The 24,490-nt window shown below is 73.0% G+C and carries 20 protein-coding genes; 8 read left to right on the top strand and 12 right to left on the bottom strand.

Annotated features, from left to right (window positions below):
* Positions 1–91: 91 nt before the first annotated feature.
* On the bottom strand, positions 92–652 hold the full coding sequence (locus tag F6X68_RS12365; protein WP_151454405.1) for a hypothetical protein: 561 nt from the start codon (positions 650–652) through the stop codon (positions 92–94).
* Positions 653–1,011: 359 nt separating this feature from the next.
* Between F6X68_RS12365 and F6X68_RS12360 the strand changes: the two genes are divergently transcribed.
* Positions 1,012–2,064 carry an LCP family protein gene (locus tag F6X68_RS12360; protein WP_151454404.1) on the top strand — a complete coding sequence of 351 codons (1,053 nt, stop codon included), beginning with the start codon at positions 1,012–1,014 and terminating at the stop codon, positions 2,062–2,064.
* 37 nt (positions 2,065–2,101) lie between these two features.
* Here the strand turns inward: F6X68_RS12360 and F6X68_RS12355 are convergent, their stop codons facing one another.
* From F6X68_RS12355 to F6X68_RS33480, 6 genes are all read right to left on the bottom strand, one after another.
* Positions 2,102–3,565: a sugar transferase gene (locus tag F6X68_RS12355; RefSeq protein WP_151454413.1), complete on the bottom strand. Its 1,464-nt coding sequence runs from the start codon at positions 3,563–3,565 to the stop codon at positions 2,102–2,104.
* A gap of 175 nt (positions 3,566–3,740) precedes the next feature.
* The gene (locus F6X68_RS12350; protein WP_225852164.1) at positions 3,741–4,868 is read right to left on the bottom strand and encodes an endo-1,4-beta-xylanase; all 1,128 of its coding nucleotides are present in this window, start codon (positions 4,866–4,868) and stop codon (positions 3,741–3,743) included.
* Between the two features lie 122 nt (positions 4,869–4,990).
* Complete coding sequence (locus F6X68_RS12345) at positions 4,991–6,169, bottom strand: polysaccharide pyruvyl transferase family protein (RefSeq protein WP_151454403.1); 1,179 nt, start codon at positions 6,167–6,169, stop codon at positions 4,991–4,993.
* On the bottom strand, positions 6,159–7,460 hold the full coding sequence (locus tag F6X68_RS12340) for an oligosaccharide flippase family protein (protein ID WP_151454402.1): 1,302 nt from the start codon (positions 7,458–7,460) through the stop codon (positions 6,159–6,161). Before F6X68_RS12340 ends, F6X68_RS12345 begins: the two co-directional genes overlap by 11 nt.
* A gap of 97 nt (positions 7,461–7,557) precedes the next feature.
* Positions 7,558–8,445 carry a glycosyltransferase family 2 protein gene (locus F6X68_RS33485; protein ID WP_192581383.1) on the bottom strand — a complete coding sequence of 296 codons (888 nt, stop codon included), beginning with the start codon at positions 8,443–8,445 and terminating at the stop codon, positions 7,558–7,560.
* Entirely contained in the window at positions 8,442–9,866 is a 1,425-nt protein-coding gene (locus F6X68_RS33480; protein ID WP_192581382.1) for a hypothetical protein, read from the bottom strand. The genes F6X68_RS33485 and F6X68_RS33480 overlap by 4 nt, the downstream gene beginning before the upstream one ends.
* 382 nt (positions 9,867–10,248) lie before the next feature.
* Between F6X68_RS33480 and F6X68_RS12330 the strand changes: the two genes are divergently transcribed.
* A complete protein-coding gene (locus tag F6X68_RS12330) occupies positions 10,249–11,094 on the top strand; it encodes a glycosyltransferase family 2 protein (protein ID WP_225852163.1) in 846 nt (281 codons plus the stop codon).
* Positions 11,095–11,116: 22 nt separating this feature from the next.
* On the opposite strand, the gene F6X68_RS12325 is transcribed toward F6X68_RS12330, so the two are convergent.
* On the bottom strand, positions 11,117–13,066 hold the full coding sequence (locus tag F6X68_RS12325) for a trypsin-like peptidase domain-containing protein (protein WP_192581381.1): 1,950 nt from the start codon (positions 13,064–13,066) through the stop codon (positions 11,117–11,119).
* Positions 13,067–13,274: 208 nt separating this feature from the next.
* On the opposite strand from F6X68_RS12325, the gene F6X68_RS12320 reads away from it, so the two are divergent.
* The 6 genes from F6X68_RS12320 to hutH all read left to right on the top strand — a co-directional run bounded on the left by F6X68_RS12320 (position 13,275) and on the right by hutH (position 21,325).
* On the top strand, positions 13,275–14,126 hold the full coding sequence (locus F6X68_RS12320; protein ID WP_151454400.1) for a MurR/RpiR family transcriptional regulator: 852 nt from the start codon (positions 13,275–13,277) through the stop codon (positions 14,124–14,126).
* A 17-nt stretch (positions 14,127–14,143) separates the two neighbouring features.
* Positions 14,144–15,802, top strand: coding sequence for a urocanate hydratase (gene hutU / locus F6X68_RS12315; RefSeq protein ID WP_255474749.1), 1,659 nt, complete (start codon positions 14,144–14,146; stop codon positions 15,800–15,802).
* Positions 15,803–15,857: 55 nt separating this feature from the next.
* Positions 15,858–17,060 (top strand): allantoate amidohydrolase, encoded by a 1,203-nt coding sequence (locus tag F6X68_RS12310; RefSeq protein ID WP_151454398.1) that lies wholly within the window; start codon positions 15,858–15,860, stop codon positions 17,058–17,060.
* A gap of 178 nt (positions 17,061–17,238) precedes the next feature.
* Positions 17,239–18,597 carry a formimidoylglutamate deiminase gene (locus F6X68_RS12305; RefSeq protein WP_151454397.1) on the top strand — a complete coding sequence of 453 codons (1,359 nt, stop codon included), beginning with the start codon at positions 17,239–17,241 and terminating at the stop codon, positions 18,595–18,597.
* Positions 18,594–19,793: an imidazolonepropionase gene (hutI, locus tag F6X68_RS12300; RefSeq protein ID WP_151454396.1), complete on the top strand. Its 1,200-nt coding sequence runs from the start codon at positions 18,594–18,596 to the stop codon at positions 19,791–19,793. The genes F6X68_RS12305 and hutI overlap by 4 nt, the downstream gene beginning before the upstream one ends.
* On the top strand, positions 19,790–21,325 hold the full coding sequence (hutH, locus tag F6X68_RS12295) for a histidine ammonia-lyase (protein WP_151454395.1): 1,536 nt from the start codon (positions 19,790–19,792) through the stop codon (positions 21,323–21,325). Before hutI ends, hutH begins: the two co-directional genes overlap by 4 nt.
* Positions 21,326–21,378: 53 nt before the next feature.
* Here the strand turns inward: hutH and F6X68_RS12290 are convergent, their stop codons facing one another.
* The 4 genes from F6X68_RS12290 to F6X68_RS12275 all read right to left on the bottom strand — a co-directional run bounded on the left by F6X68_RS12290 (position 21,379) and on the right by F6X68_RS12275 (position 24,320).
* The gene (locus F6X68_RS12290; protein WP_225852162.1) at positions 21,379–22,293 is read right to left on the bottom strand and encodes an AEC family transporter; all 915 of its coding nucleotides are present in this window, start codon (positions 22,291–22,293) and stop codon (positions 21,379–21,381) included.
* Between the two features lie 22 nt (positions 22,294–22,315).
* A complete protein-coding gene (gene rdgB, locus F6X68_RS12285) occupies positions 22,316–22,933 on the bottom strand; it encodes an RdgB/HAM1 family non-canonical purine NTP pyrophosphatase (RefSeq protein WP_151454393.1) in 618 nt (205 codons plus the stop codon).
* Between the two features lie 52 nt (positions 22,934–22,985).
* Positions 22,986–23,717, bottom strand: coding sequence for a ribonuclease PH (gene rph / locus F6X68_RS12280; RefSeq protein WP_132233860.1), 732 nt, complete (start codon positions 23,715–23,717; stop codon positions 22,986–22,988).
* Positions 23,718–23,795: 78 nt separating this feature from the next.
* A complete protein-coding gene (locus F6X68_RS12275) occupies positions 23,796–24,320 on the bottom strand; it encodes a hypothetical protein (protein ID WP_151454392.1) in 525 nt (174 codons plus the stop codon).
* Positions 24,321–24,490 lie beyond the last annotated feature (170 nt).

Raw genomic sequence — 24,490 nt, 5'->3', positions numbered from 1 at the left:
GGCCCGTGCCGCAGTGGGACGAGCCGAGGAGCACCTCGACGGTTCGGACCGTCGAGGTGCTCGTGTTGAAGGAAGACGCGACCGGGTGACGTCAGCCGGTCACCGTGAGCCGAAGGAGCATCGTGGGCGAAGCGGTCGGGTCGGCGCCCAGGCCCACCTGGGTGCTGCCGTCCGGGTCCACGTCGACGGTGATCTCCTCGCCCTCGTCGCTCTCGAGCTCGGCGGTCACCTCGTGGCCCGTGCCCGTGCGCTGACCGTCACCGCGGATCTCGTACACCCCGGGAACCTCGAGCTCGAGCCACCCGGACGGAGAAGTCACCTTGAAACAGACGCGTCCGATGCCGTCGGCGCCGATCTGCTCGTCGGTGGTCCGGACCTTCAACAGGCCGATGTCGCCGACCGGCGGCGTGGCGCAGTCGACCAGGAGGATGTGCCCGTCGCCACGGATCAACTTGACGTTCTGCGTCGCGAGGATCTCGGCGGCGTTCGGGTACTTGAAGTCCTCGACGATCGATCCGCCGTTGGTCTCGGTCGGTACGTCGGTGGGATCCGCCGCGAGGGCGCCTCCCACCCCGACCGCACCGCCCGCGAGGACCACGACTGCCGTCGCGGCGCCGATCAGCACGCCTCTCGACCGGATGGACAGTTTCATGCATGCGCTCCTGTCTGGAAGTGGAGTGCCCGAAACCATCCAGTCGCCCGAAATAGCCACACCCGACAGCCCTGACCGTCGGTGCCCCCGTCGGCCAACGAGACGATCGCGAAGCGCCGTAACCGTAGAGTCACCCGACCCCCGACCGCAGCCCCAGCAGACAATAAGGACAATGAGCGTCAATGCCGGGTGCCTCATCAGTGCTGTCGGGACCCGTCGTCGCGCTGATCGTGAGCCAATCCGCTGCCATACCCGCGCTCGGATTCACAGGACGAGGTGGACGGGTCGGCACGGACGGGGGCCGTCACCAGCCGGAGGAGGGTACCCGGGCGAACGGACGGATCAGTAGCATCGCCGGCATGCCAACCCCACAGTCCGTCGAGCCGGAGCCGACAACCGCCAGCCCCGAGCCCCAGGAGCTGCGGACGGCGGGAAAGCCCCGTCGCCGCTGGCGGCGGATCGTCCTGGTGAGCGTGCTGGTGGTCGCGTTGCTCGGGGTGGGCGGCGTGGTGGCCGGCGGGCTCTACCTGCGCTCCGTTGAGTCGGACATCGAGCGGGTCGACGCCTTCACCGGCGTGCCGGAGGAGTCCCGCCCGCAGGCGGTGACCAAGGGCGCGATGAACATCCTGATCCTGGGCAGCGACACCCGGGACCCGGAGAGCACGTCGGGGTCACGTACCGACACGATTATCCTGGCCCACCTGCCGAAGGACCGGTCGAGCGCGCAGCTCATCTCGATCCCACGGGACACCTGGGTCCCCGTGCCCCGGTCCCGGGACGGCGGCCACGGCGGCCGGGACGCCAAGGTCAACGCGGCCTACGCGTGGGGCGGCGTGCCGCTGATGGTGCAGACCGTAGAGAAGTTCACCGGGGTCCGCGTCGACCATGTGGCGATGGTCGACTTCGCCGGATTCAAGGAGATCATCGACGCGCTGGGTGGGGTCCGGATCACCTCGGAGAAGACCTTCACCTCGATCCACCCGCCGTTCCGGACCTTCGCGCAGGGCCCGCAGGAGATGGACGGCGAGGCCGCGCTCGACTACGCCCGTCAGCGAAAGCAGTTCGCGGACGGGGACTTCGCCCGGATCCGCCACCAGCAGCAGGTGATCAAGGCGATCCTGGACAAGGTCTCGTCGGGCGGCGTCCTGACCAACCCGGGGAAGTTGAACTCCTTCCTCCAGGCCACCTCGGACTCCGTCTCGGTGGACAAGGACCTGTCCCTGTTGGACATGGCCACCGAGCTGCGCGGCCTGCGCAGCGGGAACCTGTTCTTCCTGACCAGCCCGACGAAGGGCACCGGGCGGGTCGGCACCGAGAGCGTCGTCTTCGCCGACGCGAATCGGGTGAAGTCGTTCTACGACTCGGTCCGCCGGGACGCGGTTAAGGAGATCATCAGCGGGGGCAAGCGATAGTGGGCGGGCCGCCACCCGCCCGGTGCGTGGCCCGGAGTCAGTAGGCGCCGCGCCGCGCGAGCACCACGCTGACCGTCTTCCACAGGATGCCCAGGTCGTAGACGAGCGACCAGTTGTCGACGTAGTGCAGGTCGAGCCGGACCGCGTCCTCCCACGTCAGGTCGGAGCGGCCGGAGATCTGCCAGAGCCCGGTGATGCCGGGCCGGACGAGCAGGCGCCGCCGAACGTCGCCACGGTAGTCGTCGTCCTCGGTGGGCAGCGGACGCGGGCCGACCAGCGACATCTGCCCCATCAGCACGTTCGCCAGTTGGGGCAGTTCGTCCAGCGACAGCCCGCGCAGATGCCGGCCGATGGGCGTGACGCGAGGATCATCCTTGATCTTGAAGAGCAGCCCGTCGCTCTCGTTCCGATCGCGCAACGCCTCCAGCCGTTGCTCGGCGTCGGTGTACATGGTGCGGAACTTCCAGACCTTGAAGGCACGCCCCTCCTGGCCGATCCGCGTCTGCCGGAACAGCACCGGTCCACGGTCGGTCAGCTTGATGGCCAGTGCGATCCCGGCCAGCAGCGGGCTCAGCAGCAGCAGCCCGACCAACGCGGCGGCCCGATCGAGCATGCTCTTGACCAGCAGCGAGAGGCCCGAGATCGTCGGCTCCTCGACGTTGAGCAGGGGCAGGCCCTCGATCGGACGGACGTGGATGCGCGGGCCGGTGACGTCGGTGACCTGCGGCACCACCACGAGATCAAGCCCCGTCCCCTCCAACTGCCAGGCCAGCTTGCGCAGCTCGTACGACTCGAGGCTGGCCGGACCGCAGACGGCGATGGTGTCCGCGCCCAACTGCTGCACCAGCGGCACCAGGTCCCAACCGACGTAGACCGGCACCGGCGCCGTGACGCGCTCCCCCGGCCGCGGATGGTGCGGCAGGTGGATGGCGATCGGGCGCAGCCCGGCACCCGGGTTGCGGGTCACCACCTCGTGCACGGCCAAGGCGTCGGAGAGCCTCCCGACCAGCAGCACCCGCTGTGACGCCCGCTGGCTGACCCGGCGGATCCGCCGGAGCACGACGCGGGCGCCCGCCCGGGACACCAGGGCGTAGAAGAGCAGGCAGAGGATGATGGCGGCGACCGTCGCCCGGGACAGGTCCTTCTTGAAGCCGAGCGCCAGGAACGACACGGTGGCGGCCATCGCGACGTTGGCCCGCACCACCCGCTTGAGTTCCTCGGTGCCGCGCCCGAGCGCCCGCCGGTCGTACGCGCCGGCGGCGGCCAGGACCGTCATCCACATCAACGGCACGCCGAGGTTCGCCACCAGGGCGAACGCGCTGACCGTACCGCCGAACACCCGCTGGTCCCAGAAGCCCGCGTCGGCCTCGTCGAGCAGAGCCACCACGGTCCGGCTCGCCGCCAGGGCGGCGACGAAGTCGATCAGGACGAGGCAGGCCACGTACCGCCGGCGCCACCTGACCCGTGGGGCGACGGGCCGACCGAACGCCGACCGCGGCATGCCGTTGGAAGGGGGTGTGATCACCCCGAGTTCGGGATCGAACCTCGGTGCCTGGTGCGGCGCCACAGTCGAGAGGAACTGAGTCTGCCCGGACACGACCTTCCTTTCACCGTGCTAATCGTCGTCACCAGAGGGGCGGCGGGCCCCGGGCCGGACGCCCGCGGCCTCGTCCCGGTCAGCCGGGGCGCGGCGCCATCCCGGTGCGGGGTGGTTGCCGGCGTAGCTCGTCCAGCAACGCGGCATGCGCGGGTTTCGGGACCAGGTTGCTGTCGAAGAGGCACGCCGCCCCGTAACCGCGGTGGTAACCCGAAATCCAGCTGTGCGCGTCCGTGAAGCCCCAGACGGTGAGCGACACGCAGGCGGGTACCGCGAGGCAGGCGCGGAGCACCTGCCGGTAGAGCGCGGCCTGCTGTTCCAGCTTCGACGGGGTGCTCGGCAGCGCGACCCGCACGTCCAGTTCGGTGATGGCCACCGAGACCCCCAGTTGCGCGAACCGGCGCAGGTTCCCGACGAGGTCGCGAGGTGGCTGGTCCCACCTGAGGTGGCTCTGGAATCCGACGCCGTCCACCGGGACGCCGGCTCGGCGCAGCTCGCGGACGAGCTTCAACAGCGCGTCCGCCTTCCGGGTCTGGCCCTCGACGCCGTAGTCGTTGATGAACAGACGCGCGCCCGGATCGGCCGCGTGGGCCCAGCGGAAGGCGTCGGCGACGTATCCGGGACCGAGCTTGCGCAGCCAGAGGGTGTCGCGCAGGGTCCCGTCCTCGTCCAGCACCTCGTTGACCACGTCCCAGGCCCAGACGCGTCCCCGGTACCGGGAGACCACCGTCGTCACGTGTTCCCGGAGGACGGCACGGATCCGTTCCGCCGGCCAGTCCGGGGAGACCCATTTGGGCACGTCGCTGTGCCACACCAGGGTGTGGCCGTACACCGCCTGGCCGTGCTGTTGAGCGAACTCGACGAGTTGATCGGCGCCGGCCCAGGCATGCACCCCTGGCAACGGTTCCAGGCTGCGCCATTTCATGGCGTTCTCGGCCGTTATGCCGTTGAACTCGGTGCCGAGGAGGCTCCGATAGGCGGGATCCAGGCTGAGCCCCCGACCGTCCACCGCCGAGCCGATCCGCACCTCGGGCGGCATCAGGTCACGCAACGCCTGCCGGCCGGGCGCGATGGCGGCCGAGGGCCCGCCAGCCGGTCCCGAGTCGCCACCCACCGGCGGACGCTCCGAGCCGTGCCGCACCAGCACCAGGCCGACGGCGACCAGCGCGGCAACGATCAGCACGATCGACACCAGCAGGACCGGCACGCGGAGGAGGCGGGACCGGGAAACGGCCGCGGGGCGTCGAGGGACCGGCCCGTGGGCCAGGCCGTCGAGGGCCCCCGCGGACGGCGCCGCAGGGTCGCCGCCCCGGGTGGAAAGATCGACGATCACCGTACGGGCCGGCCCCGTGCGTCACGGAGGGCCCATGGCGCCCGGGTGAAGTTCCACCGGGCGCGTTCGGCGAACTCCTCGCGCGGCAGGCGTGGCACCGCCTCGGCGGTCAGCAGGTCCGCGAGCACCCGGGTCACCTCCACGGGGCCCTCGGGCACGCGCCCGAGGCGCGCGGACTCCGGCTGGCCGATCTCGGCGAGGAAGTCGTCGCACTTCTTCTGATAGGGCACCAGTGTGAACGGAACACCCGCCAGGTACGCGAAGACCGCACCGTGCAATCGCATGTGCAGGCCGATGTCGCAGCGCTTCATCTCGTCCCAGCAGGCCCGCACCCCGTCCCGGGCGGTCACCACACGGACGTCGCAGAGCCCGTCCAGGGCCGCCCCGAGGCGGTCGCTCACCCGCTCGTCGCCGTGCACGGGATGGGTGTTGAACACGAAGACGGTGACGTCCACGGGCTCCTTCAGAACCAGCCGGCGGACGCCCTCGATCAGCGCGTCCTCCCGCTGCCGCGTCTGCGGGGCCTCGGCCTCGTAGTCGACCCCGAGCAGAGTCACCCCGAGCCGGGCCCGGCCTCCCGACGAGGGCCTCGGCCGGCGCTCGGGAATCGGCTCACCCAGCGCCTCCGGCAGCAGCCCGGCGAGGTCTCCGGCGGACACCAGCACCCCCGGATATCCGGCGCGTTCGAGGATCTCGGCCGAAGCGAGGTCGCGTACACCGATGAAGTCGATCCGACGCAGCACCTCGACGAGCCGCCGCTCGGCCGCTGCGGACAGGAACGGGCCAATGGAGACGCCGACAGCGGCCATCGGGTGGCCGGAGGCACGGGAGAACAGCGAGAAGAGCTTCTTCTCGCTCAGCGGGCCCATGTCACGGAAGACCGAACCGCCGCCGAAGACCAGCATCGAGGAGCGGCCCAGCAACGCCGCCTTGTTCAGCACCCAGCCGACACGGTCGGGCAGACTGCGTGAGCGGTACCAGCGGGGATTCATGCCGACGCTCTCGGCCGGCAGGTCGACCATCGGCGGCGCCGCGAAGACGGGTTCCCGGGTCCCCCAGTAGGTGCGGGTGGCCCAGTCCATGACGACGCAGAAGGCGTTGTCCCCGACGTTCTCCATGCCGTAGTAGCCGACGACCAGTGGGCGGCGGGCGGCGGGACTCGGTTCAGGATGCACGAGGGGTCTCCCTAGTCAGGCGCCGCCGCAGATCGTGCCACGACGGCAGAGGAGCATCGCCGACCACCCGTGCGCGTACCGCGATCCAGAACAGCGCACACAGGATGATCTCGGCGACGACGACAGCCCCGGCCGTGCCCGTGACGCCCCACAGCGGCGTGGCCACCGCCAGGGCCACGAGGAACACCAGGGCGCCCACGCCCTGGTAGGTCACCTTCAGGCGGAGCAGGCCGCCGCTGGTGAGCAGCGAGGCGACGGCCGCGCCGGCGAACCGGAACGGAATGGCCAGGGCCAGCAGTGCCATGACGGTCGCCGACTCACCGTACTCGGAGCCGAGCAGGAAGGGCAGCACCGGCAGGCCACCCAGCGCGACCAGCGCCGCGACGACCACGCCGAGCGCGAGCATCCCGAGACCGCCCCAGCGGTAGGCGATCAGGACGGCGTCGCGGTCGGTGCCCGACCAGCGGTGCAGCCTGGCCAGGAAATACTGCTGGTAGACGACCCGGGGGACGAGGTAGACCGCGGTCAGCACGGACATCGGGACGGCCAGGACGGCCGCCGACGCCGGGCCAAGGAATTCGGCGGCGACCACCGTGCCGAGGTACATGCCGATCAGGTAGAAGATGTTGCCCAGCACGAAAGGCGTCGCGGCGCCGGCCACCCGCGCCACGCCGACCCCGGTGGCCGAAGATCCCGGTGGCACGACGTGAGCATGTCCCTCCAGCGGCACGCCGCCCCGGAGGAAGGGCCGCATCACCGCTACACAGCCGGCAACGGTGAGCAGCGCCACGATGGCGTACCCGGCGGCCGTGGCCAGCACGGAGAGCCCGCACACCCACACCACGAGCACCACGAGCACGCGGGCCAGGTGCGGTGCGACCTGGAGCGCGGAGAGGCCTCGGTAGTCGCCCCGCAACTGCTGCACCGAGCCGACCAGCGCCAGCCCGGCCTGGGCGACGACGACGGTCGCCAGCAGCGCCCGCACCCCGGCCCCGACCGGATCGGACCACTCGGCGAGGCTCCAGGCCAGGACTCCCGCGACGGTCAGGGCGCTGCCGGCCGCCATCACCCGCAGCGACGGGCCGACCCACCGGCGGGCCCGTTCGCCCTCACGCCCGAACCGCTGCAACCACAATTCGGGCACACCGAAGACCGCCAGCGGTGCGGTCAGCGACACCACCGCCAGGGCAGCGGTGAACGTGCCGAAGGCCTCCTGGGGAAGAGTGCGGGCGAGGAGGATCTGCGTCCCGAAGGCGGCCAGGGTGACGCCGACCTGGCTCAACCCCAGCATGCCGAGATGGATGAGGGCTGTCACGGCCCGGCCGCGGGCCGCCTTCGGTGGCGTCGCGCCGCTCGCGCCGGTCTGGCTGCCATCGGCGGCGTGGAGGTCAGCGGCCGAGGGTGACAAGCCACTTGCCCGTCTCGCTCAGGGTCCGCAAGGCCTTGATGGCCGTCGCCACCCCCGGCCACTTCGACGGGCGGTACATGTCGATCAGCCGGAACCAGAAGACCAGCCCGCCTAGCCGTCCCCGGGTGACGTTCCCGTCGTGCCGCTGGAACAGCACGATCGGATGGGCCAGGTGGCACGGGTGTACGCCGGCACGCAGCGCACGCAGCATCAGTTCCACGTCCTCGAAGAGACGGAAGCTCTCGTCGTATCCGCCGATCCGGTCCAGCACCGCACGGTCGATCGTGGTGCCGGAATGCTTGAAGGGCAGGCGGGGACGCGTCAACACCCCCAGCGACATGCGTCCCGCCGAGGCGTACTCGGGCAGTCGGATGCAGCGGGACGTCCCCCGGCGGATCTCCGTGTAGTCGGCGTACACCCACGAGCCACCGGAGTTCGACAGCAGGTCGTGCAGCCGAGCCAGCGCGTCGGCGGTGAGCTCGTCGTCGGAGTCCAGGACGGTGACGTACCTGCCCATGACCGACCGCAGGCCCCGGTTGCGTGCCTCGGCGATGCCGGTGGGCGGCTGCGTGACCACCCGCACCCGGCGGTCCGCCGAAAGGCGCGCTTCCGCGATCACCTGCGCGACCGGGATCCGTGACCCGTCGTCGACGATCACCACCTCGAAGTCGCCGAAGGTGTTCGCCAGGACGCTGCGCACCGCGTTGACGAGCAGGGCCGGACGGTCGCGCACCACGATGCAGACCGAGAACGTCGGCCGGACGAGCGGTGTCGTGGGTGCGTCGGCGGCCGTGGTCTCGGTCGTCCCGGGAGGTCGGCCGCCCTGCCTGGGCAGGCCGTACGTCGACGACGGCAGCGACGGGTTCACCGTGTCGTCCCGCTCTCGACGGATCGGTCCTCTTGCCCCGTGTCCTTCCCGTGGACGGCGAGGACCACCAGCTGGCCGAAGAAGAAGAGCCAGAGGAAGTACGGGTAGGCCAGCGGCTTCTGGGTGAGACCGAAGACGACGAGCGTCAGGAAGAGCAGCGCCAGGGCGAGCCGGCCCGGCCGGTCGACCCGTCCCCTGACGAACCGGTAAAGCCCCACCAGGGCGGCGGCGGTCACGACGACGCCGACGATCCCCCACACGACCAGCACCCGGAGCATGTCGTTGTGCATGTCCCAGGGCTCGTAGCCGAACCCGAGGAGCCGGACGTCCCACGGGGAACGACCGAGGATCTCCGCCAGGTCGTTCCAGATGGCGCCCCGGCCGTGCATGAAGGTGTCGGACCGCACGTCCAGCGACCCCACCTCGGTGAGGGTGACCTCGGCCCGCCGCCAGATCGCACCGCCCCAGAGCGTCCCGGCGACCGCGCCGACGGCCGCCACCGCGCCGCCGACCGCCAGAACGGCCCGGCGGTTCGTCCTCCCGGTGCGGCGGGCCCTGACCATGCCGAAGAGACGCCGCACCTCGAACACGGCCACGATCATGCCCAGGCACAGGATCGTGAAGCGGTGCAGGGAGACAACGCCGGTGGCGACGAAGAGGCCGATCAGCGCGTACCGGACGGCAACCGGCACCTTCAGCCGGTCACCCAGGACGTAGACCAGGAACACCGAGAACATCAACAACCGGCCGAGCGACATCGGGTGGTAGTAGCCGCCGGAGGCCCGCCCGATCTTCTCCCAGTTGGCCAGTTCGAAGTAGAACGAGTACGGGATGACCCCGGCCACCTGGAGCCAGGCGAGCACGCAGTGCACGACCGCGCCGGCCACCACGACGCCGGCGACGAGGGCGAGCCGGCGCACCGGGAACCAGTCGCGCCGCATGAGCATCAGCCCGAGCAGTGCGATCGGGGCGAACCCGACGACCAGCCGCACCGCCTCGGCCGGGATGGCGCTGGTGGGCACCTGCGGCGGTCCGTAGATGGAGTAGCGACGGACGTCGAAGAGGTCCAGCAGCTCCTCGCGGGCGGGGACGGCCAGGTAGCTGACCGCGGAGAGCACGAGCAACAACGTCAGCCCACCCGCGATGAGCAGGAGGGGCCGGGGCGGCAGGCGCCGAGCGCCGAGCGCCACGACACCGAGCGCGGTGACCATGCACAGCGCGCCGAGCGTGGTGAGCAGCACCCCCAGGTCGAAGCCACCACCGGCGTCCTTCTCACCGATGTCGAGCAGCGGCTTCACCGCGACCAGTACCAGCGCGACGGTGGCCAGGTGACGCGCCGCCTGTTCGTGGCGGGGCACGGGCGCGGCCCGGTGCCCCCGAGGAAGAGGCGGTCGCCGCTCCGGTGTGGTCAGCATCTCCATCGCGGGTGCGCCTCTCCCATCAGTGTCAGCCGCGGCAGCAGCCGACAACGCGGGCAGGTCAGCTGACGGGCCCCCGTTGCCCAGTCCCTCGCCGATCCACCATCGGCAGTCGTGCCCTGCGGCGGGGGGAGGTCGCGGATGCTCCGCTGCTCTGCCTGGCCCCGCCTCAGAAACACGAGGACGATACCAGCGACCGGCGACACGGAGGTGTCGGGTTTCCGCACGGTAGGAACGGCCGGAACCGGTGTTGCGGCATGCCCCTGACGTCCGGCAAGCTTTACCGCCGTGCCTGGGCCCGGTTCGAGGCGGGTACGTGACGTGGACCGCCCGTCCGACGGCCGTGGAGCAGGCTTCCCGACCATCGCGGAAGTGTGGAACTGATGTGACTACCCCCGGTGATCTGTCGACGATCAGCGTGGTGATGGCCGCGCACAACGAGGCCCGGGTCATCGGGGACTGCCTCGACGCGCTTCTCGCCGACGCCGCGCTTGGCGAACTCGACATCGTCGTGGTTGCCAACGGCTGCACCGACGACACCGCCTCGGTCGCCGCCAGTCGGCCGGGCGTCCGGGTCGTCGAGGTCGCCCGAGCCGGCAAGTCCAACGCGCTGAACGTGGGCGACTCCGTGGCGCGCGGCTTCCCCCGGATCTACCTCGACGCCGACGTGGTGTTGAGCCCGGGCGCGCTGCGCGAGATGGCCGCCGTGCTTCCCGCCGACGGCACGCCGCCGCTGGCCGTGATGCCCCGCCGCCACATGGTGACCAAGGGCCGGTCGTTGGCGGTGCGGGCCTACTACGCGATCAACACGCGGCTGCCCATCTTCGCGGACGCGCTCTTCGGCCGCGGCGCGATGGGCGTCTCCGCCGCCGGCCGGAAGCGGTTCGACCGCTTCCCGGAGCAGATCGCCGACGACCTCTTCCTGGATTCGCAGTTCTCCTCGGAGGAAAAGCGTGAGGTGACCGGCGCCACGTCCTACGTGCAGGCCCCCCGGCGCACCCGGGACCTGGTCCGGACCCTGGCCCGGGTACGTGCCGGCAACACCATGCTGCGGACCAGTCACACCGGCATCCGTGCCTCCGCGCCGTCCTCCTGGCTTCGCGACGTGGTCCTTCCCCGGCCGTGGCTCGCGCCGGCGGCGGTGGTGTACGTGGCCATCACGGTGGCCGCCGTGCTCAGGTCACGACGTCATCCGCGGGATGCCTGGGGGCGCGACGACTCCACCCGCTGACCCGCGGGCCGGACGCGGAGCGTCAGCGACCGGACCGGCGGCGCGACAGCACCACCACGGCGACGACGAGTCCGGCCAGCAGCGCGGCCGCCAGGCCCGCGAGCAGCGCGGCCGGCAGTCGCGAGGACTCGGGCTCCTCCCCCGCCAGCCGGGCCCGGTCGACAGCGTTCTGCCGGTACGCCTGAGCGAGCAGGTTGGTGGGCGACGACTTCGTCACGGTGTCGAACCGGCTGATCGCCTCCGCGTCCCGGCCGGCGAAGAAGGCATCCAAGCCGCTGCGGTACACCCGGTCCGGATCCGCGAGTCCGCCCTGGACGCCGGCCTCGCCGAGCAGGCCGGTCACCACTTGGATCGGCACCAGGGCGCGGTTGGCTCCGCCGTTGGCAGCCCGGTCGTTGTCGAGCACCCCGACGACCCGACCGCTGGTGTCGACGGCGATGCCCCCGTGTGAGTAGATGCCGACGTCGCCGTTGATCCGGGCGACGGCGACCGCGCCCTGGTTGGCGGTGCCGGCCACCTGCACGGACTTGGACTGGAGGGTGTAGGTCGCGGCCCGGAAGTCGGTGTCGGTGGTGCTGTACCCGAGCACGAGCAGCGACGTGCCGGAGCCGAGGGTGGCCTCCGTGTTCAGTTCAACCGCGGGAACGTTGGTCTGGGTGAGCTTCACGAGCGCCAGGTTGCCGTTGTCGACGGGAAGGACGCGTACCACCTCGACCGGCGCCGCCGGGTCGGCCGTCAGGTCGCCGCGCGCCACGTTGAGCTGCCCGAACACCTCGTTGGTGGGCTCGGTCCCGGGTTCGTTGCCGGTGAAGCTGGTGGTGGCCATCCTCGTGCGGACGTACTGGTCCAGGCCCGACGCCGTGAGCTTCTTCTGCTCGATGAGGATCCGACCCAGGGTGTAGAGCGCCCGCTCCCGGGTGGCGTCCTCCGCCGGCCGTACGCACTGACCGTTGGTGAGCGCCTGGCCGCTCGCATTGACCACGAATCCGGTGCACCGCCGCTTGAAGGTGATGGGGGTGGCGCTGAGCGGGACGTTGGACTTCGTCTCCCGCAGCACCCCGGTGAAGACCGCCTCGATGAAGACCATGGCGGGCGCCGCGATGGCCAACGCCCGTTCCTCCGGGCTGTACGGCGCCGCCTGCGCCCAGGGCTTCAGGCCCGGGTTGACCGCGGCCCCGTTGGGGAACGCCGAAGGACCCACGGTCGGGGTCGGCCCGGGCTGGGCGGACTCGCCCGGGGCGAGCACCCAGACCGCGGCACCCGTGCCGAGGGCGACCACCAGGATGAGGGCCGCGACGCCCATCCAGACGCCGGCACGTCGTTTGGGCGGCTCCGACGGCCTGATCCGGGGAGCCTGCGCGGAGAACGGGTCGTACGGCGCAGCGGCCGGCTGGGCTGCCGGCGACAGGGGTGCGCTGGCGACCGGCTGCGCGGGTGTCACGGTGGTCGGCGCGTCCCAGGAGGGCGCGGCGGAGACCGGATTCGGAGTCGACGCCTCCCTCTGCTCGGGCATCGGTCCGGCCTGCACCGCCCACGGGGCGTGTGGCGGAGCGGACGTCGGATGCGGCGCGCCGGACACCGGATGCGGGGGCGTGGAGGCAGGCTGGGAGGACACCGGTCGGGATGGTGCAGACACCGGTGCCGGGGCGTCCGGCCCGGGCGACACCGGGTGGTATTCGACGCCCAACGCGCGCAGGAGCTTCTCCGCGCCGGGGCCGGCCTCGGCGGGATAGGCGACCCAGGGGGCGGGGGCCGAGAAGTCCGCGTACGTGTAGGCCTGGCCACCGGGCCCCTGGGCCAGCACGTTCGCCATGGCCGAGTAGGCCTCCCGCCAGCGTGGGTCGTTCGCCACGACAGCGTCGAGCACGGCCACCGTGACGAATCGGCCCTGCGCGTCGATGGCCGCCCATGCCTTCCCGACCTGGCAGGTGCCCAGGATGTGGGTGAACCTGTACGGGCCATCCGGCTGCATGCCAACTCCTCCGCTCGACCGCCGTGCGGATCCTACAGAGGCGATGCTCGCGCGGGCCTCGGCCGGTCGTCGGGCGGACAGCGCCCGCACCGGTTCCGTCGCGACTCGAACACGGTCCGAAGTCAGCGCATTTGTCCATATTAGAAGTAACGCTGCGGGCTGGCGTCGCCGCATTGCTTGTGAAAGTTTTCATGCATAGAGTCGCGGCATGAATGAGGGAGCTGTCGTGGCGCCCACCGAGCGGGTGCTGGACCTGTTCCAGGGGGTCCGGCTCACCCCCACCCAGCGCCGCATCGCGCACTGCCTCGTGCAGCACGCGCCGGCCGCCGCGTACCTGTCGGCGGCCGAGGTCGCCGAGCTGGCGGGGGTCAGCCAGCCGTCGGTCACCCGGTTCGCGGTCGCGCTAGGCCATGACGGCTACCCCGCGCTGCGCCGCCGGCTGCGCGAGCTGTCCGCCGGCGCCCCGGGCGACGCGACCGGCGCCGACAACGAGCTCCAGCAGGCGGTACGCGCCGAGATCGGCAACCTCGACCGCCTCGCCGGGCAGCTCGCCGACCGGGACCGGATCGCCGAGACCGGGAGGCTGCTGGCCGCCAGCCGCCCCCTGCCGGTGCTGGGCCTGCGCGCCGCCGCCCCGCTGGCCGCCTACTTCGCCTACTTCGCCGCGAAGGTGCACCCCGACGTACGGGTGCTCGACGACGGCGGCAGCCTGCTCACCGACCGCCTCGAACAGGCCGCCGAGGCCGGGGCGGGCGCCCTGCTCGCCTTCGTCCTGCCCCGCTATCCCCGGGAGACCCTGGACGCGCTGCGCGAGGCGCGGGCTGCCGGCCTCACCGTGGTGGCCATCACCGACTCGCCGGTCAGCCCGGCCACCGAGCACGCCGACGTGGTGCTGCCCGCCGCGGTCGGCGCGCAGCTCGTCTTCGACCTGCACACCGCGCCGATGACCCTGGCCATGGTGCTGCTCCAGGCCATCTGCGACGCCACCCCGACCGACACCCAGCGCCGGCTGGAGGCCTTCGAAGCCTCCGCCGCCCGCCGCCAGTTGTTCCTCGGATGACCCGGAGGAGAGCCGAGATGACCCAGCCCGTCCGCGCCGCACGCGGCACCGAACGCACCGCCCGTGGGTGGCCCCAGGAGGCCGCGCTGCGGATGCTGATGAACAACCTCGACCCGCAGGTGGCCGAGCGCCCCGACGACCTGGTGGTCTACGGCGGCACCGGGAAGGCGGCGCGGGACTGGCCGTCGTACCACGCGCTGGTGCGTACCCTGACCGACCTGCGCGACGACGAGACCATGCTGGTGCAGTCGGGCCGGCCGGTGGGCGTCATGCGTACGCACGAGTGGGCGCCCCGGGTGCTGCTGGCCAACTCGAACCTGGTGGGCGACTGGGCCACCTGGCCGGAGTTCCGTCGCCTCGAACAGCTCGGCCTCACCATGTACGGGCAGATGACCGCCGGCTCGTGGATCTACATCGGCACCCAGGGCATCCTCCAGGGCACCTACGAGACGTTCGCCGCCGTCGCCGCGAAACGGTTCGGGGGAACCCTGGCGGGCACGCTGACGCTGACCGCCGGCTGCGGCGGGATGGGCGGGGCGCAGCCCCTCGCGGTCACCATGAACGGCGGCGTCTGCCTGATCGTCGACGTGGACCGGACCCGCCTGGACCGGCGGGTGCACGACCGCTACCTCGACGAGGTCGCCGACTCCCTGGACGACGCCGTCGAGCGGGTGCTCGCCGCGAAGCGGGACCGGCGGGCGCTGAGTGTCGGCGTGGTCGGCAACGCGGCCACGGTCTTCCCGGAACTGCTGCGCCGGGGTGCCGACATCGACATCGTCACCGACCAGACCAGCGCGCACGACCCGCTGTCGTACGTGCCGGAGGGGGTGGAGTTGGCCGACGCGCCGGACCTCGCGAAGGCGAAGCCGGCCGAGTTCACCGACCGGGCGCGGGCGTCGATGGCGAAGCACGTCGAGGCGATGGTCGGGTTCCTGGACGCCGGCGCGGAGGTCTTCGACTACGGCAACTCGATCCGGGGCGAGGCGAAGCTCGGCGGCTTCGAGCGGGCCTTCGACTTCCCCGGCTTCGTGCCTGCGTACATCCGGCCGCTGTTCTGCGAGGGCAAGGGCCCGTTCCGGTGGGCGGCGCTCTCCGGGGACCCGGCCGACATCGCCGCGACCGACCGGGCGATCCTGGAGCTGTTCCCGGAGAACGAGTCCCTCGCACGGTGGATCCGGATGGCCGGCGAGCGGGTCGCGTTCCAGGGCCTGCCGGCGCGGATCTGCTGGCTCGGCTACGGCGAGCGCGACAGGGCCGGGGTGCGGTTCAACGAGATGGTCGCCTCCGGCGAGCTCTCCGCGCCCGTGGTGATCGGCCGGGACCACCTGGACTGCGGCAGCGTGGCGAGTCCCTACCGGGAGACCGAGGCGATGGCCGACGGCTCCGACGCGGTCGCCGACTGGCCGCTGCTCAACGCGCTGGTCAACACCGCCAGCGGGGCGTCCTGGGTGTCGATCCACCACGGCGGCGGGGTCGGCATCGGCCGGTCCATCCACGCCGGGCAGGTCTGCGTCGCTGACGGCACGGCGCTGGCCGGGCAGAAGATCGAGCGGGTGCTGACCAACGACCCGGCGATGGGCGTCATCCGGCACGTCGACGCCGGCTACGACGACGCCCGCGAGGTCGCGGAGGCCACCGGCGTGCGGGTGCCGATGGCGGAGGGGGACAACCCGTGAGCACGAGGAGTGCAGCGCAGCGGAGCCCCGCAGTCGCGAACAACGGAGGTACCGCATGAGCGGCCTCGCCGGTCGGTTCCGGGCGCTGTGGGACGAGATCGCACCGGTCGGGCGCGACGAGGGCAGCGGCGGCTACCTGCGGTACGCGCTGACCGGGCCGGAACTGCGGCTGCGGGAGTGGTTCCGCGCGCAGGCCGACCGCCGGGGCATGCCGGTCACCGACGACGGCAACGGCAACCTGTTCGCCCGGTGGGGTGACCCGAAGGCCGGCGACGCGGTGCTGACGGGCAGTCACTTCGACTCGGTGCCGCACGGCGGGGCCTACGACGGGCCGCTCGGCATCGTCAGCGCGTTCCTCGCCGTCGACGAGCTGCGCGCGGCCGGCGTCGCGCCGGCCCGACCCGTGGTGGTCGGCGCGTTCGTGGAGGAGGAGGGCGCGCGGTTCGGCGTACCGTGCCTGGGGTCGCGGCTGCTCGCCGGGGAGATCGCGGTGGAGCGCGCGGCCGGGTTGCGCGATGGTGGCGGGGTGAGCTTCGCCGAGGCGCTGGGCGCCCGGCCGGCGGGCGCCCGGCCCGAGCTGCTCGGCGGCTTCGCCGCCTTCGTCGAGCTGCACGTCGAGCAGGGCCGCGCGATGGTGGACGCCGGCGCGCCGGTCGGGGTGGCCAGCGCGATCTGGCCGCACGGCCGCTGGCGCTTCGAGTTCACCGGCGAGGGCAACCACGCCGGTACGACCCGGATGGCCGACCGCCGCGACCCCATGCTGACGTACGCCTTCACGGTGCTGGCGGCCAACAAGGAGGCGCGGCTGCGCGGCGCCCACGCCACCGTCGGCCGGGTGGCGGTCGAGCCGAACGCCACCAACGCGATCCCGTCGAGGGTGACCGGCTGGCTGGACGCCCGGGCCGCCGAGCCGGAGACGCTGACGGGGCTGGTCGACGCGGTACGCGCGAAGGCCGCCGAGCGGGCCCGCCGCGACGGTACGGAGGTGGCGCTTACGGAGGAGTCGGCCACCCCGCTGGTCTCCTTCGACGGTGGCCTGGCCGACCGGCTGGCGACCCTGCTCGACGCGCCGGTGCTGCCGACCGGAGCCGGGCACGACGCCGGGGTGCTCGCCGCGCACCTGCCCACGGCGATGCTCTTCGTGCGCAACCCGACGGGGGTGTCGCACTCGCCGGCGGAGTCGGCCAGTGACGCCGACTGCGCGGCCGGGGTCACCGCCCTGGCCCGGGTGCTGGAGGAGCTGGCATGCCGCCGCTGACCACGATCGGGCGACGTTCTCCTTCCCGTCTGCGGGGCCGGGGTCGCTGTTGCGGCCCTTTCGAGCTGATGTCGCAGACGACTCAGCCCGGCGGCGATCGGCCGGCACCACAGCCGACCCGGCCCCACCGTGATCGACTGATGTCGCAGACGATTCAGCTCGACAGGGGGCACACGACATGACCGGGACCCGCTGGCTGGCCGAGTACGCCTGGCTGCCCGACCACGCCGAGCCGACCCCCGACGTGCTGATCGAGACGACCGACGGGCGGATCACCGGGGTGACGCCGCTGACGGCCGGGAGCACGCCGCCCGCCGGGGTCGAGGTCATGACCGATGCCGAGCGGCTGCCCGGGCTGACCCTGCCCGGGCTCGCCAACGCGCACTCGCACGCGTTCCACCGGGCGCTACGCGGGCGCACCCACGGCGGGCGCGGCGACTTCTGGACCTGGCGTGACCGGATGTACGCGGTGGCGCAGCGGCTCGACCCGGACTCGTACCTGGCCCTGGCCCGGGCGGTCTACGCCGAGATGGCGCTGGCCGGGATCACCTGTGTCGGCGAGTTCCACTACGTGCACCACGACCCGGACGGCACCCCGTACGCGGACCCGAACGCGATGGGTGCGGCGCTGGTCGAGGCCGCCGCCCACGCCGGGATCCGGATCACCCTGCTGGACACCTGCTACCTGACCGCCACCGTCGACGGGGAGCCGCTCGCCGGGCCGCAGCGACGCTTCGGCGACGGCGACGCGCTGCGCTGGGCGGAACGGGTCGACGCGTTCCGGCCCGCCGACGACCACGCCCGGGTCGGCGCGGCGATCCACTCGGTGCGCGCGGTGCCCGCCGGACAGCTCGCCACCGTGGCCGGCTGGGCGGACCGGCGCGGCGCACCCCTGCACGTGCACCTCTCCGAGCAGCCCGCCGAGAACGACGCCTGCCGGGCCGCGCACGGCTGTACCCCGGCCCGACTGCTCGCCGACCGGGGGGCGCTCGGCCCGAACACCACGGCCGTGCACGCCACCCACCTGACCGGCGGCGACCTCACGCTGCTCGGGGACGCCGGCACGGGCGTCTGCCTCTGCCCGACCACCGAGCGGGACCTGGCCGACGGGATCGGCCCGGCCCGGCGGATGGCCGACGTCGGCCTGCCGCTCAGCCTGGGCAGCGACAGCCACGCCGTGATCGACCTCTTCGAGGAGGCGCGCGCGGTCGAACTGGACGAGCGGCTGCGCACCCGCCGGCGCGGGCACTTCGGCCCCGCCGAACTACGCGACGCGGCCACCGTCGGCGGTCACGCCGCGCTGGGCTGGCGCGACGCCGGGCGGATCGCCGTGGGGGCGCGCGCCGACCTGGTGACCGTACGGCTGGACAGCCCGCGCACGGCCGGCGTACCGCCGGTGGGGGTCTGGTTCGCGGCGGGCGCCGCCGACGTCGCGCAGGTCGTGGTGGACGGCCGGACGGTGGTGCGCGACGGCCGGCACCTGACCGTCGACGTGCCGGCCGAACTGACCGCGACGATCGAGGAGGTGACCTCGTGAGCAGTCTGCTGGTCGACGACATCGGCGAGCTGGTGACCAACGACCCGCCCGGCGACGAGGGCGGCCCGCTGGGCATCCGGCGCGACGCCGCCCTGCTGGTCGAGGAGGGGCGGGTGGCCTGGATCGGGCCGTCCCGCGACGCGCCGGCCGCCGACCGGCGACTGGACGCCCGGGGCGCCGCCGTGCTCCCCGGCTTCGTGGACAGCCACGCCCACCTGGTCTTCGCCGGGGACCGGGCCGCCGAGTTCGCCGCCCGGATGGCCGGGCAGCCGTACACCGGCGGCGGCATCCGGACCACCGTCGGCGCGACCCGGGCGGCCACCGACGACGAGCTGCGGGCCACCGTGCGCCGGCTGCGCGGCGAGGCGATGCGGCAGGGCACCACCACCATGGAGATCAAGAGCGGGTACGGCCTCACCGTCGCCGACGAGGCCCGCTCGTTGGCGATCGCCGCCGAGGTCAGCGAGGAGACCACCTTCCTCGGCGCGCACGTGGTCCCCGCCGAGTACGCCGACCGCCCCGACGACTACGTGGGCCTGGTCTGCGGGCCGATGCTGGCCGCCGCCGCGCCGCACGCCCGCTGGATCGACGTCTTCTGCGAGCGGGGCGCGTTCGACGTCGACCACGCCCGCGCCATCCTCGCCTGCGGGCAGGCCGTCGGGCTGGGCGTGCGGGTGCACGCCAACCAGCTCGGCCCCGGGCCGGGCGTCCAGCTCGGCGTCGAGCTGGGCGCGGCGAGCGTCGACCACTGCACCCACCTGACCGACGCCGACGTCGACGCGCTGGCCTCGGCCGGCGAGACGTGGGTCTCCGGATTCGAGCCGACCACCGTCGCGACCCTGCTGCCCGGCGCCGAGTTCTCCACCCGCTCGCCCTACCCGGACGCCCGCCGACTGCTGGACGCCGGCGTGATCGTGGCGCTGGCGACCGACTGCAACCCCGGTTCGTCGTACACCTCGTCGATGCCGTTCTGCGTCGCGCTCGCCGTACGCGAGATGCGGATGACCCCGGCGGAGGCCGTCTGGGCCGCGACCGCCGGCGGCGCCCGGGCGCTGCGCCGCGACGACGTCGGGGTGCTGCGGCCCGGGGCCCGGGCCGACCTGATGATCCTCGACGCCCCGTCCCACCTGCACCTGGCCTACCGGCCCGGTGTGCCACTGATCCGCCAGGTTCTGCGCAACGGAGTGCCCCAATGACCGTCACCGTCCTGCCCACCGGGATCTCCCCCGCCGACGTGCTCGCCGTCGCGCGCGGCACCGCCAAGGTCGTCCTCGACCCGGCCACCGTCGACGCCATGACCGTCAGCCGGTCCATCGTCGACGGCATCGAGGCCGCCGGCCGGCCGGTCTACGGCGTCTCCACCGGCTTCGGCGCGCTGGCGAACACCTTCGTCGCGCCCGAGCGGCGGGCCGAGCTCCAGCACGCGCTGATCCGCTCCCATGCGGCCGGGGTGGGCGCGCCGATGCCGCGCGAGGTGGTCCGGGCCATGATGCTGCTGCGGGTCCGCTCGCTGGCGCTCGGCCGCTCCGGGGTCCGGCCCCTGCTCGCCGAGGCGCTTGTCGACCTGCTCAACCACGACGTGACGCCGTGGGTGCCGGAGCACGGCTCGCTGGGCGCCTCCGGCGACCTGGCGCCGCTGGCGCACTGCGCGCTGGTGCTGCTCGGCGAGGGCTGGGTGCTCGGCCCGGCCGGCGAGCGGCTGCCCGCCGCCGACGCGCTGCGCCGGGCCGGGCTGTCGCCGGTCGGGCTGGCCGCCAAGGAGGGGCTGGCGCTGATCAACGGCACCGACGGCATGCTCGGCATGCTGCTGCTGGCGATCCACGACGCCGCGCACCTGTTCACGATGGCCGACGTCACCGCCGCCCTCGCCATCGAGGCGATGCTCGGCTCGGAGCGGCCGTTCCTGCCGGAGCTGCACGCCATCCGGCCACACCCCGGGCAGTCGGCCTCGGCGGCGAACATCCACCGGCTGCTCCAGGACTCCCGGGTGATGGACTCGCACCGCGACGACCTCGCGCACGCGGTGCAGGACGCGTACTCGATGCGGTGCGCGCCGCAGGTCGCCGGGGCGGCCCGGGACACCCTGGACTTCGTCCGGACGGTGGCCGGGCGGGAGCTGGTCTCGGTGGTGGACAACCCGGTGGTGCTGCCCGACGGCCGCGTCGAGTCGACCGGCAACTTCCACGGCGCGCCGCTCGGCTTCGCCGCGGACTTCCTGGCCATCGCCGCCGCCGAGGTGGGCGCGATCGCCGAGCGCCGGGTGGACCGGCTGCTCGACGTCACCCGGTCCCGGGAGCTGCCGGCGTTCCTCTCCCCCGACGCCGGAGTCAACTCCGGGCTGATGATCGCCCAGTACACGGCGGCCGGGATCGTCGCGGAGAACCGGCGGCTCGCCGCGCCGGCGTCGGTCGACTCGCTGCCCACCAGCGGCATGCAGGAAGACCACGTCTCCATGGGCTGGGCGGCGGCCAAGAAGTTGCGCACCGTGCTGGACAACCTGACCAGCCTGCTCGCCGTCGAACTGCTCGCCGGGGTACGCGGGCTCCAGCTGCGCGCCCCGCTCACCCCGTCGCCGGCCGGGCGGGCGGCCGTCGCGGCGCTCGGCGGGATCGCCGGGGAACCCGGGCCGGACGTCTTCCTGGCCCCGCTGATGGAGGCCGCCCGGGCCGTGCTGGCCGGGCCCGAGCTGCGCGCCGCCATCGAGCGCGAGATCGGCCCCCTCGACTGACGGCCCGCGCCGGGCCGCCGTGGCGCCACGGTGGCCCGGGCGCCGGCCGGGTGTCAGCCCGCCAGCACCGCCACCCCGATCAGCACGGGCACGGCGGCCACCGTCGACAGCAGGATCGAGTCGCGCGCCAGGACCGTGCCCCGGCCGTAGCGGATCGCGTAGACGAAGACGTTCTGCGCCGTCGGCAGTGCGGCGGTGACCGTGCAGGCCAGCACGAGGTTGGGCGGCAGCCCCATCGCGAAGCGGGCGACGAGGTAGGCGACGGCCGGCTGGACCACCGTCTTGAGGACGACCGCGAGCCGGACGTCGCGTCCGGTGTCGCCGGAGCCGGGCCGCGGTGCGCCGTGCAGGGAGAGGCCGTACGCGATCAGCGTGGCGGGCACCGCCATCGCCGCGACGAGTTCGATCGGCCGCAGGACCGGCTCCGGCGGCAGCCAGCCGGTCAGGCTGGCCGCGACGCCCAGCGCGCACGCGATGGTGACCGGGTTGGTCAGCGGCTGGAGCACCACCGTGCCGAGCGACGGCCTGCTTCCCGCCGTGGCCGCCTCGAGGAAGGCGAACGCGACGGGCGTCATGACGACCAGTTGGAACATCAGCACGGGCGCGACGAACGAGGCGTCCCCGAGGACGTAGACCGCGACGGGGATGCCGATGTTCGCCGCGTTGACGTACGACGAGGCCAGCGCGCCGATCGTCGCGTCCGCGACGGAGCGACGCCAGCAGAGCCGCGCGACGGCGACGAACACCGACGCCACGGCGGTGGTGCTGACCACCGTGACGACGAGGGCGGACGAGACGACCGCGGGCACGTCCGCCCGGGCCACCGTCTCGAACAGCAGCGCCGGAGTCGCGACGAAGAACGCGACGCGGGAGAGGACGGTGGCCGCCTCCGGCCCCAGCACCCCGCCGCGGCCGAGGGCGTAGCCGACGGCGATGACGGTGACGATGACGGCGAACCCCGTCAGCACCCCTCCCACCGGGGCGGGTCCGTCAGCTCGCGGGCGGCAGCACCTTGGCGACCAGCTTGGCCAGCTCGCGCAGCGCCTTGCCCCGGTGGCTGACCGCGTCCTTCTCCTGCGGCGTCAGCTCCGCGTTGGTGCGGTCCTGACCGTCGCCGAGGAAGATCGGGTCGTAGCCGAACCCGCCGTCGCCGCGCGGCGACCGGAGCAGCCGGCCGCTCTGCCGGCCGTCGACCAGGTGCTCCTTGCCGCCGGGCAGCACCAGGGCCACCGTGCAGACGAAGGACGCGGCCCGGTTCTCGTCGGGCAGGTCCGCGATCTGGTCCAGCACGAGCTGGAGGTTGGCCTGGTCGTTGCCGTGCCGGCCGGCCCAGCGGGCGCTGAACACCCCCGGCATGCCGTTGAGGGCCTCGACGGCCAGCCCGGAGTCGTCGGCGATCGTCGGCAGGCCGGTGCGCCGGCAGCCCTCCCGCGCCTTGATCAGCGCGTTCTCGCCGAAGGTCAGGCCGCTCTCGGGCAGCTCCGGGTATTCCTCGACGTCGTCCAGCCCGATCAGGGCGACGCGGTGCGCGCCGAGCGCGCCGTCGAGGATCCGCTGGAGCTCGACGAGCTTCTTGCGGTTACGGGTGGCGAGCAGCACCTTGTTCATCAGAATCCACCTTTGTTCGCGACTGCGGGGCTCGCAAGCTCACTCCTCGCGCTCACGGGAGGGAGAGCGCCTTCCGCTGGGCTTCGGCCAGTTCCACGCAGCCGGCGACGGCCAGGTCGAGCAGGGCGTCGAGCTGCTCGCGGGCGAACACGCCCGCCTCCCCGGTGCCCTGCACCTCGACGAACTCGCCGGTGCCGGTGCACACCACGTTCATGTCGACCTCGGCGGCGACGTCCTCGGTGTAGTCGAGGTCCAGCCGGGGCTCGCCGTCGATGATCCCGACGCTGATCGCGGCCACCGAGCGGTGCATCACCTTCTCCGGCTTGCCGGCCAGCGACTTGCGCCCGGCCAGCCAGGTCACCGCGTCGTGCAGCGCCACGTACGCGCCGGTGATCGCGGCGGTGCGGGTGCCGCCGTCGGCCTGGAGCACGTCGCAGTCGAGCACGATCGAGTTCTCGCCGAGGGCCTTCAGGTCGATGGACGCCCGCAGGCTCCGCCCGATCAGCCGGGAGATCTCGTGCGTACGCCCACCGACGCGGCCCTTCACGCTCTCCCGGTCGGAGCGGGTGTTGGTGGCCCGTGGCAGCATCGCGTACTCGGCGGTGACCCAGCCGAGCCCGGAGCCCTTGCGCCAGCGGGGCACGCCCTCGGTCACGCTGGCGGTGCAGAGCACCCGGGTGCCGCCGAACTCCACGAGCACCGAGCCCTCCGGATGGGTGCTCCAGCCCCGGGTCAACGTCACAGGTCGGAGTTCGTCGGGTCGCCGCCCGTCAGGTCGCGCCATCCCTGCACCCTATGCGGTGCGGTGGTCGTGCCGTTCCGGGGTGCCCCGGCCCGGTCGACGGCGCGTCCGCCACCCGGATCAGTCGCACTCACGGATGCGGACGTTGAGCACGAGCGGCCGGTCCCAGCCGCTCGGCACCTTGTCCAGGCCGGTCGTCGTCACGGTCGCCCGGCAACCGTTCGCCCGCCACGTCCAGGTGCAGGTGGGGCCGCCGTACTGGAAGCCGTGGGCCACGCAACGCGTCAGGTCCTCGATCCTGGCGTCCTGCGCTCCGGCGGTGACGAGCCAGTCGTGCACCCGTTCGCCGAGGTCCACCGGGCACCGCCCCTGCGGGCAGGTGAACCGGTACACCTGCGACGACGCGTCGTCGCCCTCGACGAGCCCGTCGGAGGTGAAGCTGTGCGGCCGCCCCCAGTCCGCGAGGATCGCGCGCCGCTCGGCCATGTCCTGCCGGGGCTCCCACCAACCCAGGTAGCCCGCGATGCCGCCACCGGCGCAGAGCCCGGTCGCGAGCAGCCCGGCGAGCAGCACGAAAAGCACCCGCAGCCCGGTGGACCGGCGCGGCGGTGCCGAGCCGGACCCGGCCGACGGAAGGCCGGCCACCGGCGGGTACGCGACGCGTTGTCCGGGCGGCGGGTAGGGCCCGGCGGCCGACGGCGGGTACGGCCCGGCGGCCGACGGTGGGTGCGGCGGCGGGTGGCCTGGCCAGGTCCCGGCCGGGGCCGGCGGGAACAGCGGACCAGGCGGGCCGGGCGGGCCCGGACGTCAGGCCA

The sequence above is a fragment of the Micromonospora sp. AMSO12t genome, assembly GCF_008806585.1.
Classification (GTDB): Bacteria; Actinomycetota; Actinomycetes; order Mycobacteriales; family Micromonosporaceae; genus Micromonospora; species Micromonospora reichwaldensis.
This window is presented reverse-complemented; position numbering and strand designations above follow the sequence as displayed.